The sequence below is a fragment of the Paenibacillus sp. FSL P4-0338 genome, assembly GCF_038002365.1.
GTDB lineage: Bacteria > Bacillota > Bacilli > Paenibacillales > Paenibacillaceae > Paenibacillus_AQ.
The window spans coordinates 470123-486827 of sequence record NZ_JBBOCG010000001.1; the positions used below are offsets into that span (position 1 = coordinate 470123).

General features: G+C 50.9%; 16 protein-coding genes and 1 other RNA gene. 9 read left to right on the top strand and 8 right to left on the bottom strand.

What is annotated here, in order from left to right; translation table 11 throughout:
* Window positions 1–133 precede the first annotated feature (133 nt).
* The gene (locus MKZ07_RS01970; RefSeq protein WP_341024183.1) at window positions 134–2620 is read left to right on the top strand and encodes a CoA-disulfide reductase; all 2487 of its coding nucleotides are present in this window, start codon (window positions 134–136) and stop codon (window positions 2618–2620) included.
* A 16-nt stretch (window positions 2621–2636) separates the two neighbouring features.
* Window positions 2637–2897 (top strand): metal-sensitive transcriptional regulator, encoded by a 261-nt coding sequence (locus MKZ07_RS01975; RefSeq protein ID WP_036702218.1) that lies wholly within the window; start codon window positions 2637–2639, stop codon window positions 2895–2897.
* 110 nt (window positions 2898–3007) lie between these two features.
* Here MKZ07_RS01975 and MKZ07_RS01980 read toward each other — a convergent pair whose 3' ends face one another.
* From MKZ07_RS01980 to MKZ07_RS01995, 4 genes are all read right to left on the bottom strand, one after another.
* On the bottom strand, window positions 3008–4363 hold the full coding sequence (locus MKZ07_RS01980) for an MATE family efflux transporter (protein WP_036702368.1): 1356 nt from the start codon (window positions 4361–4363) through the stop codon (window positions 3008–3010).
* Window positions 4364–4482: 119 nt separating this feature from the next.
* Window positions 4483–5712: a putative glycoside hydrolase gene (locus MKZ07_RS01985; protein ID WP_036702216.1), complete on the bottom strand. Its 1230-nt coding sequence runs from the start codon at window positions 5710–5712 to the stop codon at window positions 4483–4485.
* 241 nt (window positions 5713–5953) lie between these two features.
* Window positions 5954–6142 carry a hypothetical protein gene (locus MKZ07_RS01990; protein ID WP_171718441.1) on the bottom strand — a complete coding sequence of 63 codons (189 nt, stop codon included), beginning with the start codon at window positions 6140–6142 and terminating at the stop codon, window positions 5954–5956.
* A gap of 176 nt (window positions 6143–6318) precedes the next feature.
* Window positions 6319–7146 (bottom strand): YitT family protein, encoded by an 828-nt coding sequence (locus MKZ07_RS01995; protein ID WP_036702214.1) that lies wholly within the window; start codon window positions 7144–7146, stop codon window positions 6319–6321.
* Window positions 7147–7473: 327 nt separating this feature from the next.
* Here MKZ07_RS01995 and MKZ07_RS02000 point away from each other — a divergent pair, with 327 nt between their 5' ends.
* Entirely contained in the window at window positions 7474–9147 is a 1674-nt protein-coding gene (locus MKZ07_RS02000; RefSeq protein WP_036702212.1) for a DEAD/DEAH box helicase, read from the top strand.
* Window positions 9148–9220: 73 nt separating this feature from the next.
* Here the strand turns inward: MKZ07_RS02000 and MKZ07_RS02005 are convergent, their stop codons facing one another.
* Window positions 9221–9316 (bottom strand): hypothetical protein, encoded by a 96-nt coding sequence (locus MKZ07_RS02005; RefSeq protein WP_036702210.1) that lies wholly within the window; start codon window positions 9314–9316, stop codon window positions 9221–9223.
* A 179-nt stretch (window positions 9317–9495) separates the two neighbouring features.
* Between MKZ07_RS02005 and MKZ07_RS02010 the strand changes: the two genes are divergently transcribed.
* The 3 genes from MKZ07_RS02010 to MKZ07_RS02020 all read left to right on the top strand — a co-directional run bounded on the left by MKZ07_RS02010 (window position 9496) and on the right by MKZ07_RS02020 (window position 11184).
* Entirely contained in the window at window positions 9496–10350 is an 855-nt protein-coding gene (locus tag MKZ07_RS02010) for a YesL family protein (protein ID WP_076157641.1), read from the top strand.
* Window positions 10351–10454: 104 nt separating this feature from the next.
* A non-coding RNA gene (gene ssrS, locus MKZ07_RS02015) (6S RNA) lies at window positions 10455–10646 on the top strand.
* 148 nt (window positions 10647–10794) lie between these two features.
* Window positions 10795–11184, top strand: coding sequence for a DUF1499 domain-containing protein (locus tag MKZ07_RS02020; protein ID WP_036702206.1), 390 nt, complete (start codon window positions 10795–10797; stop codon window positions 11182–11184).
* Window positions 11185–11377: 193 nt separating this feature from the next.
* Here MKZ07_RS02020 and tpx read toward each other — a convergent pair whose 3' ends face one another.
* The gene (gene tpx / locus MKZ07_RS02025; protein WP_341024192.1) at window positions 11378–11896 is read right to left on the bottom strand and encodes a thiol peroxidase; all 519 of its coding nucleotides are present in this window, start codon (window positions 11894–11896) and stop codon (window positions 11378–11380) included.
* Between the two features lie 113 nt (window positions 11897–12009).
* Between tpx and MKZ07_RS02030 the strand changes: the two genes are divergently transcribed.
* Entirely contained in the window at window positions 12010–12633 is a 624-nt protein-coding gene (locus MKZ07_RS02030) for a rhomboid family intramembrane serine protease (protein ID WP_341024195.1), read from the top strand.
* Window positions 12634–12650: 17 nt separating this feature from the next.
* Window positions 12651–13568, top strand: coding sequence for a LysR family transcriptional regulator (locus MKZ07_RS02035; protein ID WP_341024196.1), 918 nt, complete (start codon window positions 12651–12653; stop codon window positions 13566–13568).
* 35 nt (window positions 13569–13603) lie between these two features.
* Here MKZ07_RS02035 and MKZ07_RS02040 read toward each other — a convergent pair whose 3' ends face one another.
* Together MKZ07_RS02040 and MKZ07_RS02045 are read right to left on the bottom strand one after the other, a co-directional pair.
* Entirely contained in the window at window positions 13604–14281 is a 678-nt protein-coding gene (locus MKZ07_RS02040) for a zinc metallopeptidase (protein ID WP_445667944.1), read from the bottom strand.
* A gap of 34 nt (window positions 14282–14315) precedes the next feature.
* Window positions 14316–14747 carry a MerR family transcriptional regulator gene (locus tag MKZ07_RS02045; RefSeq protein ID WP_036702199.1) on the bottom strand — a complete coding sequence of 144 codons (432 nt, stop codon included), beginning with the start codon at window positions 14745–14747 and terminating at the stop codon, window positions 14316–14318.
* A 559-nt stretch (window positions 14748–15306) separates the two neighbouring features.
* Between MKZ07_RS02045 and MKZ07_RS02050 the strand changes: the two genes are divergently transcribed.
* The gene (locus MKZ07_RS02050; RefSeq protein WP_036702197.1) at window positions 15307–16701 is read left to right on the top strand and encodes an ammonium transporter; all 1395 of its coding nucleotides are present in this window, start codon (window positions 15307–15309) and stop codon (window positions 16699–16701) included.
* The last annotated feature ends 4 nt before the right edge of the window (window positions 16702–16705 follow it).

Below are 16705 nucleotides of genomic sequence, written 5' to 3' on the forward strand. Positions count from 1 at the left end.
CCAATCTCCATTTCTTAGCGGAGCAGTCATCCTTCCATTACCGGAAGAGACTGCTCCGTTTTTTGGCTTGACTATATACCCCCACCCGTATATTATAATACCCATAGGGGTATACAAATGGGAGGGAAATAATATGAGCAGAACTATAGTCATTATCGGCGGAGTTGCCGGAGGGGCATCCGCTGCAGCACGCTTAAGAAGACTGAACGAAGAAGACAACATTATAATTTTAGAGCGGGGAGAGCATGTTTCTTTTGCCAACTGCGGCTTGCCTTATTATATTGGAGAGACTATTGATTCAAGAGATAAGCTGTTCCTGCAGACACCGGCTGGTATACAGGCGCGCTTTAATATCGATGTGAGAATCTTCACCGAGGCAACGGCGATTGACCGTGAACGCAAGCAGGTACATTGCCGCAATGTTACAACAGGTGAAACGCTGCACATTCCATATGATATTGTAGTGCTCTCTCCGGGGGCGAAGCCTATCGTTCCGCCGTTTCCCGGAATCGCTGAGGCGGATAACCTGTTTACACTAAGGAATATTCCGGATACAGACCGTATCAAGGCATATGTGGACAGCCGTCACCCCCGGCATGCCACTGTAATTGGAGCAGGTTTTATCGGTCTTGAAATGGCTGAGAATCTCCGGGAACGGGGGCTTGCCGTAACCGTAATTGACCGGGGACAGCAGATTCTGAACCCGCTTGACCTGGAGATGGTTCGTCCGCTGGAGGAGCATATGCGTCTGCATGGGGTAGAGCTGCGGCTGAATGAGGGCGTAGAGGCTTTTGAACAACAAGGCCGTCTGGTTCGTCTCTCCTCAGGCGGGGAGCTTAGCACGGATATGGTTATTCTGGCGATTGGGGTCAGTCCTGAGAATGACCTGGCACGAAGCTGTGGACTTGAGCTGGGCATCCGCGGGGCGGTTAAGGTGAATGCTTCACTGCAGACGAGTGATCCGGCTATCTATGCTGTTGGAGATGTCATTGAAGTGAAGGACCGTGTTCAGGGGTTCGATACCATGGTGTCCCTTGCCTGGGGTGCCAACCGTCAGGGGCGTTTGGCCGCTGATCATATCAATGGCCGGGAAGCCTCGTATACAGGAGCATTAGGTACTGCGATTATCAAGCTCTTCGATATGACTGCTGCGCTGACCGGAAATAATGAGAAGACGCTTAGTTCACTGGGCGTTCCCTTTGAAGCTGTGCATATCCATCCGAATTCCCACGCCGGCTACTACCCCGGTGCTGCACCGATAGCGCTCAAGCTGCTGTTCAACCCGCAGACCGGAGAGATATATGGAGCGCAGGCGGTCGGCAGTGCCGGTGTCGATAAAAGAATAGATGTCATTGCCACCGCTATCCGCAGCAAGCTTAAGGCTGATGAGCTGGCGGATCTGGAGCTGGCGTATGCGCCGCCGTATTCCTCAGCCAAAGATCCGGTCAATATGGCGGGCTATGTGGCCTCCAATCTGATGGAAGGACTCGTCCGCAATCTGCAATGGCATGAAGTGGATGAATTCACCCGCACTGGCGGCCTTATCATTGATGTCAGAGACGAAATAGAGCGGGTAGCCGGTTATATCCCCGGTTCTATCAATATTCCACTGGCTGAGCTGAGAGAACGGCTTACAGAGATTCCGGGGGATCAGGAGATCGCCGTATCCTGTCAGGTAGGGCTGCGCGGCTACATTGCTGCCCGGATGTTAACCCAATATGGATTTGCAGTACGAAACGTTGACGGAGGCTACAAAACATATGCGGCCATGGTAAGGGGGAATCAGACTGGCAATCCGGGAAAGCCAGAGGTGCCAGCCTTGAAGTTGAAGGAACAGCCCCAAGCAAGTATAGTCCGCGAGCAGGAACAACTTAGCAGTAAACCGCGTCTTGTGCTGGATGCTTGCGGACTACAGTGCCCAGGACCTATACTTAAAGTATATGAAACCGTGAATGCAATGGAGGAAGGCCAGCAGGTAGAGATTCTTGCTACAGATTTTGGATTCGCTGCTGATATAGGGCAGTGGTGCAGCAAGACTCACAACACTCTGGAATCGGTGGATGTCTCCGGCGGCAAGGTGAGGGCACTGGTACGCAAAGGACAAGACCTGTCGGACAGCACCGGCGTTCAGGCCGCGCAGACAGCGGTCGACGAAGGGACAACGATGGTTGTATTCAGCGGCGATCTGGACAAATCCATTGCCTCGTTCATTATTGCTATAGGTGCCGCATCGATGGGCAAGCAGGTCACCATGTTCTTTACCTTCTGGGGGCTGAATGTTCTTCGGCGCGCGCAGTCTCCGCAGGTGAAGAAGTCGGGTCTTGAGGCCATGTTTGGCATGATGATGCCTAAGGGGACACGCAAGCTTCCTTTATCCAGAATGAATATGGGCGGGCTCGGTGCCAAAATGATCCGGTATACGATGCGCCACAAAAATGTAGATTCCCTGGAACAGCTTATGCAGGCGGCTATGAATGCCGGGGTGAAGCTAATGGCCTGTACGATGAGTATGGACATCATGGGGATTAAGCAGGAAGAACTGATCGAAGGTGTAGACTTCGGCGGTGTTGCCAGCTATCTTGGAGCTGCCGAGGACTCCGGCGTGAATTTATTCATCTAGAGGGGGCTGATTGACAGTGGAATATGATAAAGCTATTACCAACCGGTTGAAGCGTATCGAAGGTCAGGTAAGAGGAGTGCTGGGGATGCTGGAGGAAGGCAAGGATTGCCGTGAGATTGTCAATCAACTGACTGCGATCCGGACAGCCGTAGACCGCTCTATTGGTGCAGTGATCGGAGACAATCTGGAGCACTGTATCCAGGAAGAGCTGGCGAAGGGGAATTCTCCTGAACACGTGATTAAGGAAGCGGTAGATCTGCTTGTAAAAAGCCGGTGATGAAGAACAGCCACAGACGAAGGGGATCTCCCGAATGTCTGTGGCTGTTTTTATTCAAATATAAGAATTGAAGTATACATTCAAGCTGTAGCTGCACTTTGCGGGGGGACTTATGCCTTCTCCGGGGCGAATCTGCGCTGCACCCTGACGAGCCGGGCCAGCAGCAGAATTGCGCCGATTCCAAGGCCGGTAATGAGTCCAATCCAGTAGCCGTAGGCCCCAAGCTCAGTATAAGTGGCGAGCAGGTATCCGACGGGCAGGCCGATCACCCAATAAGCAATGAAGCAGATGACGAACGCTGGATTAACATCCTTATATCCCCGCAGCACGCCTTGGGTGGGGGTTGCGATGGCATCGGAGATCTGGAAGAAGATCGCGTAGATCAGGAAATGCTGGATCAGCGAGATAACCTCTTGGTCATCCGAATACAGTCCGGCGACATGATTCCCGGCGAAGATCAGCACCAGTGCTGTGAGCAGGGAGAGGACAGCCGCCGTACCAATGCCCATAATGCCATACTGGCGCGCGTCCTTCAGCCGGCCGGAGCCGTTCTCGAAGCCGACGAGAATCGTCAGACTCATACAGATGCTCAGCGGAATCATATAGAGGGTGGAGGCGAAGTTAATGGCGGCCTGATGGGCAGCGATTGTAATCGTATCGAAGCGGCTCATCAGCAGAGTTACAGCCGAGAACACCGCCGTCTCGAAAAAGATCGAAAAGCCGATAGGCACACCAATCTTCAGCAGCTCCTTGAGGCTTACCAGGGACAGCGCGTGAAATTTACGGAAAATCTGCAGGTTACGGAAAGGCTCGGCCCGGTAGACGAAGATTAGGGCAATCAGAAAGATGACCCAGTACGTGATTGCAGAGGCTACGCCTGCGCCTACTCCGCCAAGGCGGGGGAAGCCAAAGTTGCCGAAGATCAGCAGATAGTTAAGCCCCACATTGATCGGCAAGGCAATCAGGGTGATGAACATGGAGACGCGGGTCTGACCCAGGGCATCAATACAGCTACGGACAACGGTATAGCCGAACAGCGGGATAACGCCGAAGGAGATGGCACCGAGGAAGCGGAAGGCAATATCGCGTACCGCAGGCTCCAGATTCATGAAATTCAGGATCGGTGTTAGAGCGAGGCTGCCAAGAATCAGCACGAGCACCGATACGATCAGGGAGAGCCAAATGCCCTGCATCACCTGGTTGGCCACATCCTTGTCCCGCTTGCTGCCGAGGAGATGAGACACAATGGGTGTGATCCCCATAAGAATACCGCTGAGGCCTGTCTGGATCGGAATCCACAGGCTTGTGCCGATGGCTACGCCGGCCAGATCATTCGTGCCGAATTTGCCGGACATATTGGTGTCGAAGAAGGTAATGGCCGACAATGCAATCTGAGTAATCAGAATCGGAAGCAATATATGCAGGAATTGCCCGGCCTTTTGCTTAATGGAAGAAGTCTGTTTCATAATCATCAATGCCCCGTTATCTTTATTTTGAATACTTATATTCCCAGTAAAAAGCCCGGCAGCTGCCGGGCTCTCTAATATAGTGCGGCTATGGATACATCCGGATAATTGCAGAAAGCTTATTGGTCGTACTTCACATCGGCAGTATAGCGGTTGTTGGCATTCCAGAGCAGGAATTCGTCGATATTCTGATCCTTCAAGGCACGAATCTGATCTTCAACCTGCTTCTTGCCGTATTTGACATAATGCCCGCTGCCCAGCCAGCTGGCGGTGAAATCCTGAATCCATGGGCGGATCACCGGTTTGTAGCTGCCTAGCGGATTCAGCTTCTTGTGCGTATCAACCATTGAGCCCTTAATGGTAGCATAAGGGTCTTTGTCCGGGTCCTTCACATCGAACCAGCCGGTGGAATAATGGCTCGGATAGACCATTGGGCTGATAACATCGACATTCTTGGAGATCTTCACGAAATCCTGGCCGATGCCTTCTGCGGCAGGTACCGAGGCGGCATAACCGAAGATATCTACAGAGATCCGAACTCCCAGCGGTGCCAGCTCAGCTTTGGCATACTTGACAAAGTCGGCGATGATTTCCACGCGCGGTCTGTCGCTCTTCGTGTATTTCAGAGTGTCCGCACGCTTCTCGAAGCCTTCAGGGAAGCGTACATAGTCAAACTGGATTTCCTTGAACCCGAGCTTAACGGCCTCCTTGGCAATATCTACGTTATACTTCCACACATTTTCGTTATAAGGATTGACGAAGCTGTCTCCGCCTTTGTTGGCCCAGACAGAGCCGTCTTTGTTAACGAATGATAATTCCTTGTTCTTTTTGGCGAGCACTGAATCCTTGAAGACTACAATCCGCGCAATCGGGTAGACATTATGCTCCTTCAGGCGGGTCATCAGCTTGTTGATATCCCCTATGAACGGCTGGGGATGTCCCATTTGCTGAAGCTCAGCATTGTCTGTCTTGTAGGTGATATATCCGGCATCATCCTTAATATCGATAACCATAGAGTTCAGCTCAGTCTTGTCCAACAGGGCAAGCAGAGTCTCCATCCGTGCGCCCCCGGCGCTGTAGGCAGTCACGTATATCCCCTTAACCTTGGGAGCATCCGGCTGCGGATCAGCAATACGTGCTGTCTCCGGCGATGCGCTTGGTGAAGGTGCAGGAGAGGCAGTGCCGCCTCCGTTCGGTGATGCTGCTGCGTCAGGATTCGTTGTGTGTTCTGCGACGATGGGGGGATTCATGGCGCCCTGCAGTACTGCTGCCACATCGGCTTCATGTCCTTGATTCGGGACACCCACGCCTCCCAGTGCCATCATCAGTAAAGCCCAGGTGATATTCATTTCTTATTCGCTCCCTTTATGTACATTCCTTATAAAGTATAAGGTAACGGATGCACCCAAAAAGAACAGACTTGTAACAATACCCGTAATTTTTTGATGTCATCTTTCCGCTCTTGTTGTTTATAAACGGGATGTACAGATTTTGAACCGCTGAATATAAAAGTAAATGCCGCCCCGGACTGGCACGAAGGCCAATGACCAGGGCGGCAACTATTACAACTTGCTCTTTAGGGCAGCTTGCTTAATGAAGATACGCAGAATTCTGATGCTCGCAAATGCTGTAATGGATGATATCCATGGCATCTGCCGGTTCCAGAATACTCAGACCGTCACGCAGTACGATTACAGAATTGAGTTCGTCCTGCTTCAGGAACGGTATCATATCCGGATACCACCTCATGACGATTGCTGACAGTTTTACCGTTTCCATTTCCACAACAATCACCCTTTCCTTTTTCGAATCGAACTGAATCAGAATTCAGGGTCCACCCGGAAAAACGAAGTGCCTGGAAAAAAGAGGGTAAATCACAATCTTCATGAAATTGTTAAGGTCCTGCGTAGCTATAATATAACATAAATTTGAAAGGATAAGCATTTTCTTATAAATTACCGTTTGCGGAAAGAGCCCATCACACCGACAGTCTCAACAATATTAACAAAAGCCTGCGGGTCGCTTGTTTTGATAATACGCTTCAGCTCTGCAAGCTCATACCGTGTGGTCACTGTCATTAGCATGTCCCGTTCTACATGAGAATAAGCACCTTCTGTCTTGAATTTTGTAACTCCGCGCTGAAGGCCCAGCAATTGCTGCAGCAGCTCGTCAGTCCGGTTGGTGATGATGTATACGGTGACTTTGATGTGACTGATATGAATTAGGTCGACTACCTTGCCAGTGACGTAAATGGAGACCATGGATGCAAGCGCCAGATTCCAGTTGTCGTCAAAATAAGCCGCAGCAAGAATGACGAGACCATTGAGGCCAACCAGCACACTGCCTACCGGGAAATCCCGGTACCGTGTTATAATGGAGCCCAGAATATCGAAGCCGCCCGAGGAGCCTCCTACGCGGAAGGATACACCAGCCCCTACACCTACAAGCACCCCTCCGAATACAGAGGCGAGCAGCATATCCGAGGATACCTGAACGACAGGCACGACTGTCATTAACCAGGTTGTTGCCCCTACAGAGACAATGCTCAGAATGATAAATCTCCGGCCCAGCTGGAACCATCCGGCAGCAAGCAGCGGGATATTGAAGAGTAAATACAGTAAGCTGATGTTAAAAGGAGTGAAATAACCGGCCAGCATCGCTAGGCCGGATACGCCTCCGCTGAGCAGTCTGTGGGGGATCAGGAACAGATTAAAGCCGCTCGCGATCATCGCTGACCCGAAGAGAACGGCAAGAAAGCTCCCGAATAATCTTAGTTTAACCAAGCAAATTCACCTCTGAATGTAGTGTGAGTGTCATGTAAGTAATGAAAGTAAGGAATACACTGGTATTCCTGATTGGGTTTGTGATATAATGTATAGGATATTCTTGAGTAGGACGTTACAATGGTATTTTTGCATTGCTTTAGAATGCGAAGCTGCAATTGTCAGGTGTAAGTAGTGGCCTGATCATAGGACATTTTTTTGTCCCAATACGCGCTAAACCATGCAGGAAATACGGCATGATTGGACAGCCTATAAATGTGTTTACCGCTACTTAAGAATACAGACAAGCATGTGGAATGTCCACTGTATAGAAGGAGCATGAATAATTTGAAAACATTCGCAGAATTCGGCTTGGAGCCAAAAGTACTTCAAGCAATCACAGAGCTAGGATTTGAGGAAGCAACACCCATCCAGGAGCAGGCTATTCCGCTTGCAATGGCCGGATCGGATCTAATTGGCCAGGCACAGACGGGTACAGGTAAGACCGCAGCCTTCGGGATTCCCCTCATCTCCAAGATCGCAAGAGAAGAAGAGAAGATTCTGGCACTGATAATGACGCCAACACGTGAACTTGCCATCCAGGTTGCTGAAGAAATCGGTAAGTTGACCCGCTTCAAAGGACTTCGTTCACTGGCTATCTACGGCGGGCAGGATATCGGCCGCCAGATCCGCGGACTGAAGAGAAAACCACAGATTATCATTGGTACACCGGGACGCCTCCTGGACCATATCAACCGCAAGACCATCCGCCTGGATGATGTTCAGACGATCGTACTGGATGAAGCCGATGAAATGCTCGATATGGGCTTCATGGAGGATATCCAGACCATCCTCAAGCTCGTTCCTGAAGAACGTCAGACCATGCTCTTCTCGGCTACTATGCCTCCTAACATTCAACGCCTTGCCCAGCAGTTCCTGAAGAACCCGCAGCATGTATCCGTAATTCCTAAGCAGATTAGCGCACCGCTTATCGACCAGGCTTATGTTGAAGTGCCTGAACGCCAGAAATTCGAAGCGCTTAGCCGCTTGATTGACATGGAATCGCCAGATCTGGCAATTGTATTCGGCCGCACCAAGCGCCGGGTAGACGAGCTTGCTGAAGGCTTGCAGAAACGCGGCTATTCCGCTGACGGCCTGCATGGCGACTTGTCGCAGAACCAGCGCGATGCTGTAATGCGCAAATTCCGTGACGGCAGCATTGATGTATTGGTTGCTACAGACGTAGCTGCACGCGGCCTGGACGTATCCGGCGTAACGCATGTAATCAACTTCGACCTTCCGCAGGACCCTGAGAGCTATGTACACCGTATCGGCCGTACAGGCCGCGCCGGTAAAGAAGGAACTGCCTGGTCCTTCGTAACTCCGCGCGAAATGGATCACCTGCACCTGATCGAACGCGTGACCCGTCACCGCATTACCCGCAAACCGCTTCCTACAATGGCTGAGGCTATTGAAGGCAAACAACGCATTACAGCAGAACGTTTGCTTGCAATGGTTGAGGATGGCGGCGAACTGAACGAATACAAAGGAATTGCCATTCAATTGCTGGAGCAATACGATTCTGTACAGCTGCTGTCCGCAGCAATGAAGCTTCTTACCGGCGATAACAAGGATGCGCAAATTGAGTTGACTCCGGAAGATCCGATTCGTGCCAAACGTCGCGGCGGCAAAAACGATATCCGCAGCGGACGCAAGCCTAACGGCGGCGGCTATGGCGGTAACCGTACAGGTTCCGGTTCTAGCTCCGGTGGCGGCTATCGCGGCAACCGGGACAATGCAAGCGGCGGCGGCTATCGCGGAAATCGTGACAACGCCAGCAGCGGCGGAAGCACCCGTGGCGGCTACAGCAGCGGCTATGGCGGCAACAGCGGAAGCGGCAGCAGCTACGGCGGCGGCTACAAAGGCAACCGTGATGGAGCGAGCCGTAACACAGACGCAAGACCATCCTCGCGTCCGAGCAGCACAAGCACCCGCCCGGCCAAGCAGGATTTTGACGCTTAAGTCGTAACAGCACACCTTGAAGAAGACGAGCAACCGTTACCGGTTCCCGTCTTCTTTTTTACTGTGGACTCGCTTAGATGAAGGTACGGCTAATGATGACCAGCAGGATGAAGAGTACGAGAATCGTTCCAGTGGAAGTCCAGGGATTGCAGCAGCCAGGTGCGGACATGAGGTCAACCTCCTTTGAGCATGGGGGATTTGTTGTGGTTACAATGTAATATATGGACGTATTACAGAGCTTGCTTAGACACATACCTAGAACTTGTAAACTTGGGCGCTGGAAAAGTCCTGTACAAACAGGTATAGTTAAGATACGCAGTACGCACAAGATAGACAGGAGGAAGGGAATTGGAGTTTAAAGGAGCAATGGGCGGTATATACCGCATCACGGAATGGATCTCACGCATCGCCTTCAGCAATATTTTATGGGCATTGTGTTCGATACCGTTCCTGTTCGCAGGAATTATGAAGATCCTCATGCTGGGTTCAGAAGCAGGCGGGCCGAATGAGCAGATTATGCTGAACTGGGTACTTGGTGTATTCGCGCCATTCACTGTATTTCCGGCGACGTCGGCGTTATTTACAGTGGTGCGCAAATGGGTAATGGGCAATACTGATGTAAGTACATTCCGCACTTTTTTTCAGGGGTACAAAGAAAATTATCTGAAAAGCATGCTGGGAGGGCTTATCTACACCCTGCTGTTTGTCGTGATGTACGTTGATGTGACCGTATACATGACGCAAATGCCGAATTTCAAGATCGTCGGTATCCTGATGCTGGTGCTGATGATTATTTTGTTCGTATCGATGTTTAACTTCTTCTCCATCGTGGTTCACTACCAGATGACGTTCAAGGAAGTGGTAACCAATTCGATTCTGCTCACGATCGCCCGGCCGATCCGTGTGTTCTCAACGTTGATTGGTTCTGGCGTTCTTCTCTATATAGGTCTGCGGTATCCGGTTCTCTACGTGATTTGTATTCCTACACTGATTGCTATGCTCGCCTTCTTTAATTTCTTCGCTACATACAATAAGCTGCAACTGCAAGTGGAGAAGAAGAAGCTGGCTGAAGAGCAGGCCGCGCTGGAAGCGGCAGAGAATGAAGGTCTTGCGTCCGACGACGAGGATGATGACGATGAAGACGAAGACGAGGATGAAGACGACAGAGACAAGAATACCGGTAAGGATTTCAAGCGGACTTAACATTCCATTGATCATCCGGGCAGTAATGTCAACGGTAAATGATCCCGGTGTTAAATAAAGCGCATACAGGTTTACTTTTTCGTCAAAAGGCAATATAATGATTATAAATCCTGCGATGTACGTTATGGTTGCTCGTTGTTTTGAACCAATGATAATGTCTTGGGAGATCTACATGAAGCGCGGCTGAACAGCCCTGTCTATATGACCTGGGGAATTCAAAAACGACTTCTGCGGTCACCCACCTGCTCTAGCAGGTTCAGAAGACACTGCAGCCGGACGGCATAGGCGGGTTTTCTAATGCAATTGACAAGGCACCCTGTTACCTGCTTTCTGCGGGTAGAGGGTGCTTTTTTCAAGGTTAAAGTGAGCAATGCCCTTTTGTTCCGCGGACAAGAGTGTTACACTTAGAGTAATGAACTTGGGATTTGAAGAGGGGGAAGAATTTTGTCGTTGAAAAGAACCTTGGTCGGTTTATTTCGCAGTCATGACGGAACAAGCGACCGTGCCAAAGATCCGACACTTAAAACGCGTTATTACAATCTTTCAAGAGACAAGGCGTGGGATGAAGTATCCGCAACGCTGAAGAAAATTCCTGGATATAAGGTCTTGCATGAAGTACAATCTGTAGGGGAGATTACCCTAGAGAAAAGAACGGCGTTAGGCCGCTCGCTGGATATTACCGTATCTGTGCTAAGCACCACGCCCGTACGCTGTGCCGTAGATATATATTCAGCATCCAGAGGGTCGCTTGGAGATCTGGGTGCCAATTACCGTGTCATTCAACGTTTGTATCAGTCTCTGGATAAGAAGCTAGGCAAATATAAGGTAGATTAAGGACAAGTATCCAGGCATGTATTGCCGGGATTGTATGCGGTTTCCGGGAGCGGGACAGCCCTTGGGGCACGGATATCCTTATTGATCATCATACGCAAAAAGCGGAGAAGGATGACCTTCTGCCGCTTTTTTTCACAAATGTACATCTTTAGCTTGGAATGCTGTATAACATAACAGTGCTGTCCGTTCCAGCTTACAGTAGAGCCTTAACTGCGGAAATTGCCGCTTCGTAGTCCGGGTGCTCAGACATTTCACCGAGATACTCGACATAAGCCAAAGTGCCTTGCTTGTCTACAACGAAGATGGAGCGCATATCGAGTCGGAATTCCTTGATCAGGACGCCATAGGCTTGTCCGAAGGAAGTCTCTTTGTGGTCGGACAGGGTGATTACACTGTCGATGCCTGCGGCGCCGCACCAGCGGGCCTGGGCAAAAGGAAGGTCAGTGCTGATGGTGAGGATGACTACATCATCGCCAAGACCGGCAGCCTCGCTGTTGAAGCGGCGGGTCTGCGCATCGCACACACCGGTATCCAGGGAAGGTACAACGCTGATCAGCTTGATTTTGCCAGCGTAATCTGTGAGAGTAACATCTTCCAGAAGATTCTTGCTAACCGTGAATTGCGGCGCGGGATCTCCGGCTTTCAGCTGCGGGCCTACCAGAGTGATGGGGTTGCCCTTAAATGTGGCTACGCCTGTTCTTTCTTGCGTCATGTCCTTGTTTCCTCCTTGAATTGCATTATTGGCATGTACCTGCCAGAATAAATTATAATCTTTTTAGAAGCTGGATGTCGAGCTTGGACAACATACATAAAAGGATGGGTGTTATGATTTTTATAAGGTATGAGAAGTGGAGAAGTTATCTCCGGTATTACCCTGTAACCTGTGCGCTGATTCTGGCCAACGTGGTTATGTTCATCGTGCTGTCCCTGAATGGCGGCTCTACCAACCTGTACACGCTTGTGAAGTATGGGGCTACGGTCAATGTGGGCGCTGAAACGGATGAGCTGTGGCGCTGCGTGACGGCGATGTTCCTGCACAACGGCTTCGCCCATTTGTTCTTCAACAGCTTCTCGCTGCTTGTGTTCGCCCCGCCGCTGGAGCGGCTGATGGGATGGTGGCGTTATGCGCTGCTGTATCTGGGCGGCGGCTTTATTGCTAATCTGCTGTGGGTTCTTATAAGCAGCCGCGGGAATGTGGAGATCGGAATTGTCTCTGTAGGGGCCTCGGGGGCGATCTACGCCGTCTATGGCGCATTCCTCTATATTGCGGTGCTTCAGAGAGCAATGATGGATGAGGGCTCGCGCAAGACGCTCTACGGACTTCTGGTGATGGGGATTATCATGTCCTTTGCTGCTCCAAGTATCAACTATATTGCTCATATCGGCGGCCTGATCGCCGGATTCTTCATCTATGGGCTAATCATCCGTGTATTCAAACGAAACCGGTAATAAGGAAGGGTGTAATCGTGGAGCTTAGACAGCTGCAGTATTTTCTGAAGGTTGCCCAGAAGGAACATGTCACCAGAGCGGCGGAGGAGCTGCATGTCGCACAATCTGCAGTGAGCCGCCAGATTCATCAGCTGGAGCAGGAGCTGGGGGTGGATCTGTTCATGCAGAAGGGGAGAAACCTGCAGCTTACGCCTGTCGGGCAGCTCTTTTGCAAAAGAGTGGAGTCGGTGCTGAATGAACTCGACCGGTCTGTGGCGGAGGTGCATGAATTCCTTGACCCGGAACGCGGCGAGATCCGCATCGGCTTCCCGCATAGCCTCGGGACCCATCTGATTCCTTCGATTGTGGCGGCATTCCGCCGACATTATCCTCATGTGAAATTCCGCTTCAAGCAGGGAGCCTATCCTTCCTTAATCAAGGATGTTATCTCTGGAGAGGTGGATCTGGCATTCATCTCGCCGTTCCCTGAGAATGTGGGGCATGTGGCCGGAGATGTCGTCATGACCGAGGAATTGTTCGCCATTCTGCCGCAGAATCATCCGCTTGCCAGCGAAAAAGTGATCCGGCTGGAGCAGCTGCGGGAAGAGAAGTTCGTATTATTCAGCCAAGGCTACTCGCTGCGGCCGATTGTGTGGCAGGCCTGCCTTGCGGCAGGGTTTAAGCCGCAGATTGCTTTTGAGGGCGGGGAGACCGATACGATCCGCGGTCTGGTAGCCGCCGGGATGGGGGTAAGCCTGCTGCCGGAGATGGCGCTCTACCAGACCAACCCGATGCAGCCTGCGCAGGTCCGGGTGGTGGAGCCTACGATTACCAGAACCGTCGGGCTGATTCACCGGGCAGAAGGCAAGCTGCCGCTGGTCGCCCAGTCCTTCCGTAACTTCCTGCTTACCTATTTCAAAGACAGACACACAGACAATACCCCGGTCGGCTCATAGCCGACCGGGGTATTGTCTGTCTAGTCATATAAATCTTAATCGCGGTTGCCGAGGAACATCAGGATCAAGCGGATCAGTTCGATCAGGGATACCAGCGCTGCTGCAACATAGGTGAGCGCTGCGGCATTCAGGACCTTGGCTACGCCGCGCTCTTCATCGTTGCGGATGAAGCCCTGCTGTAACATAATCGTGCGCGCACGGCTGCTGGCATTGAATTCGACAGGCAGTGTGACCAGCTGGAAAGCTACTGCGGCGGAGAAGAAGATAATACCTAGACCAATAAGATTGAATGAGCTGAAGATGAAGCCCGCCAGCAGCATGAAGGGTGCGACCCCGGAGGCAAAGTTCACAACCGGGAACATCCGGTGGCGAAGCGCCAGCATCGGATAATGCTCCTTGTGCTGAATCGCATGGCCGATCTCGTGACAAGCGACGGAGACCGCTGCGATGGAGCTTTCATAATATACAGGCTCCGACAGCCGCACAACGCGGTTAATCGGGTCATAGTGGTCTGTGAGGGTTCCCGGAACCGGTTCAATGGGAACATCGTAGAGTCCATTGGCATCCAGCATACGCCGGGCTGCTTCGTAACCCGTTAAGCCGTTCATGTTCGGCACCTTGGCCCATTTCTTGAAATTGCCCTTGACCCTGAACTGGGCCCATAGCGAGAAGATAAAAGCGACAGCTAACAATACATACATTAGTGGCATCATAGGTGCTCATTCCTCCATTATAAATTACAAGCTGTTACATTGGCGGCCCCTGGGTCAGCAGAAGCCGGATCGCTTCCATACAGGCGACGCCCTGAGGAATCAGTGCGGCCAGTGCACGGTTGGCCTGGCCAGGCTTCAAACCGCTTATCACGGGCTCCAGGGCCTTGACTTCCCGTTCAAGCTGTTGCATCTGAAGCTCAAGCTGGACCAGCTTGCCGGAGACCTCGGCCTCGGGTGTGGCTGCATTCCACTTGCCCATCAGGGATTTGATTTCTTCCAATGTATATTTCTCTTGCTTAAGCTGATTAATACGTTGCAGAATGACTAAGGTTTCATGACTGTAGAGCCGGTAATTCTTCATGCTCCTGGATTCAGGTGTAATCAGTCCAAGCTTCGTATAATAATCAATGGTACGTTCACTGATACCGGCCGCCTTGGCCAGCTCTCCGATCCGGTAAAGGGTCATATCTCCAAGTTATCTCACCTCACTATTTCCTGCGTAAAATAATCATATCAAATTGGAAACCGTACAGTCAAACGTGACGCTTACTTTAAAGTATATGCTGACTTTTCATAAAGATGCTCGGGAGGCAATAGAACCAGAGTGTTCCTTAGGGGGATGAAGTTATGCTTAACATGACATGAAGTGTTATATATTGAGTGGATAGGTCAACGGTAAATCATCAGGATTACAGTAGGCAGAGAGTGGTGCGGGGAGCAATCAAGGGATAATAAAAGGCATGTTTACTAATAGACATTAATAAAAATACAATATGATGCCAAGGGAAATACTATGTTATCTGTATGCGTTTGCATAGTTGGTGCGTAAGGAAGTGCGCTAATCCTGTTAGGTTGCCGGTAATCGTGCTCGGGAGGAGGCCTTGGATGCAGAATGGCAAAGCTTCCAAAATTAAATTAAAGCATTCGAAAAAATAGTCTTGTCAATTTACCTGACTTCTGATTATAATGACATTAAGAGTTTCACGCTTTGTTAGAAAATATAACATTGGGGAGTGGGGTACAATATGAAAAAAAAGATGTTGATGATGTTCCTGGGTATGATTACACTGATGATCTATCCGGTCAGCGCCTTCGCAGCTGAGGGTCCGGCAGCACCGGATCTGCAGATTGGACTTGACACTGCATTTACGTTCCTGGCATTTATCCTTGTATTCTTCATGCAATCAGGATTCGCACTACTTGAGGCTGGTTCGGTCCGGATGAAGAATGCCGGTCACGTGGCCGGTAAGACGGTACTGACATTGGCGATTGCAAGCTTGTGCTTCTGGGCACTGGGCTTTGGCCTTGGCTTCGGTAACGGGAACAGCTTCTTCGGAACTACAGGCTTCTTCTACGGCGGCGATTCAACAGCCTCTGCATTCGAATCTTTGGCCTTCTCCGATGTTACCCTAAATACGAAATTCCTGTTCCAAATGGCATTTGCGGCAGTCTCCCTGGCCATTGTATCCGGCGGTATGGCTGAACGTGCTAAGCTTAGCGTATATATTATCTTCGGAATTCTCTTCTCAGTTGTGATTTATCCGGTTGTAGCTCACTGGGTATGGGGCGGCGGCTGGCTGGCAGAGCTGAGCATGCAGGATTATGCAGGTTCTACAGTAGTCCATCTTACAGGTGCAACGGCGGCTGTAGTGGCGACCATTCTCCTTAAGCCCCGTCTTGGCAAATTCAACAAAGAAGGCAAGCCGGTCATTATTCCGGGACATAACCAGGTATTCACTGTACTTGGTGTAATCATTCTCTGGTTCGGCTGGTTCGGCTTCAACCCGGGCAGTGCGTTGTCTCCTATGGGCGGATTCTTCGGACACGTAGCACTGACTACTAACATTGCAGCGGCGGCAGGCGGTCTGGCAGCACTGGCAGCTTCCTGGCTGTACTTCGGCAAATCAGATATTCCGGCCATGCTTAACGGCGTACTGGCAGCCCTGGTTGCCATCACCGGTGCCTGTGCCTTCGTAGAGCCTTGGGCAGCCATCGTTATCGGTCTCATTGCCGGTGCCTTCACCTTCATGACTTCGCAGTGGCTGGAGCGTGCAGGACTGGATGATCCGATCTATGCTTTCTCTGTACATGGTATCGCAGGTATGTGGGGTGCGTTGTCTACAGGCCTCTTCGCAGCACCAGATCTGATTGAAAAAGGCGCACTTGTAGGTAAAGCCGGTCTGTTCTACGGCGGCGGCTTCCATCAGCTAGGCGTGCAGGCGCTGGGTGTAGTCGGAACCTTCGTGTTCGTAGCCGTGATGTCCTTCGTTATCCTGTATGTAATGAAGATGGTTATGGGTATCCGTGTGACGGAAGAAGAAGAATTGATGGGTCTGGATATCAGTGAGCACGGTACGTACGGTTATCCTGAGCAAATGAAGCTGATCAGTGAATCAGAATCCAAAACCCTCAAACACTAATATT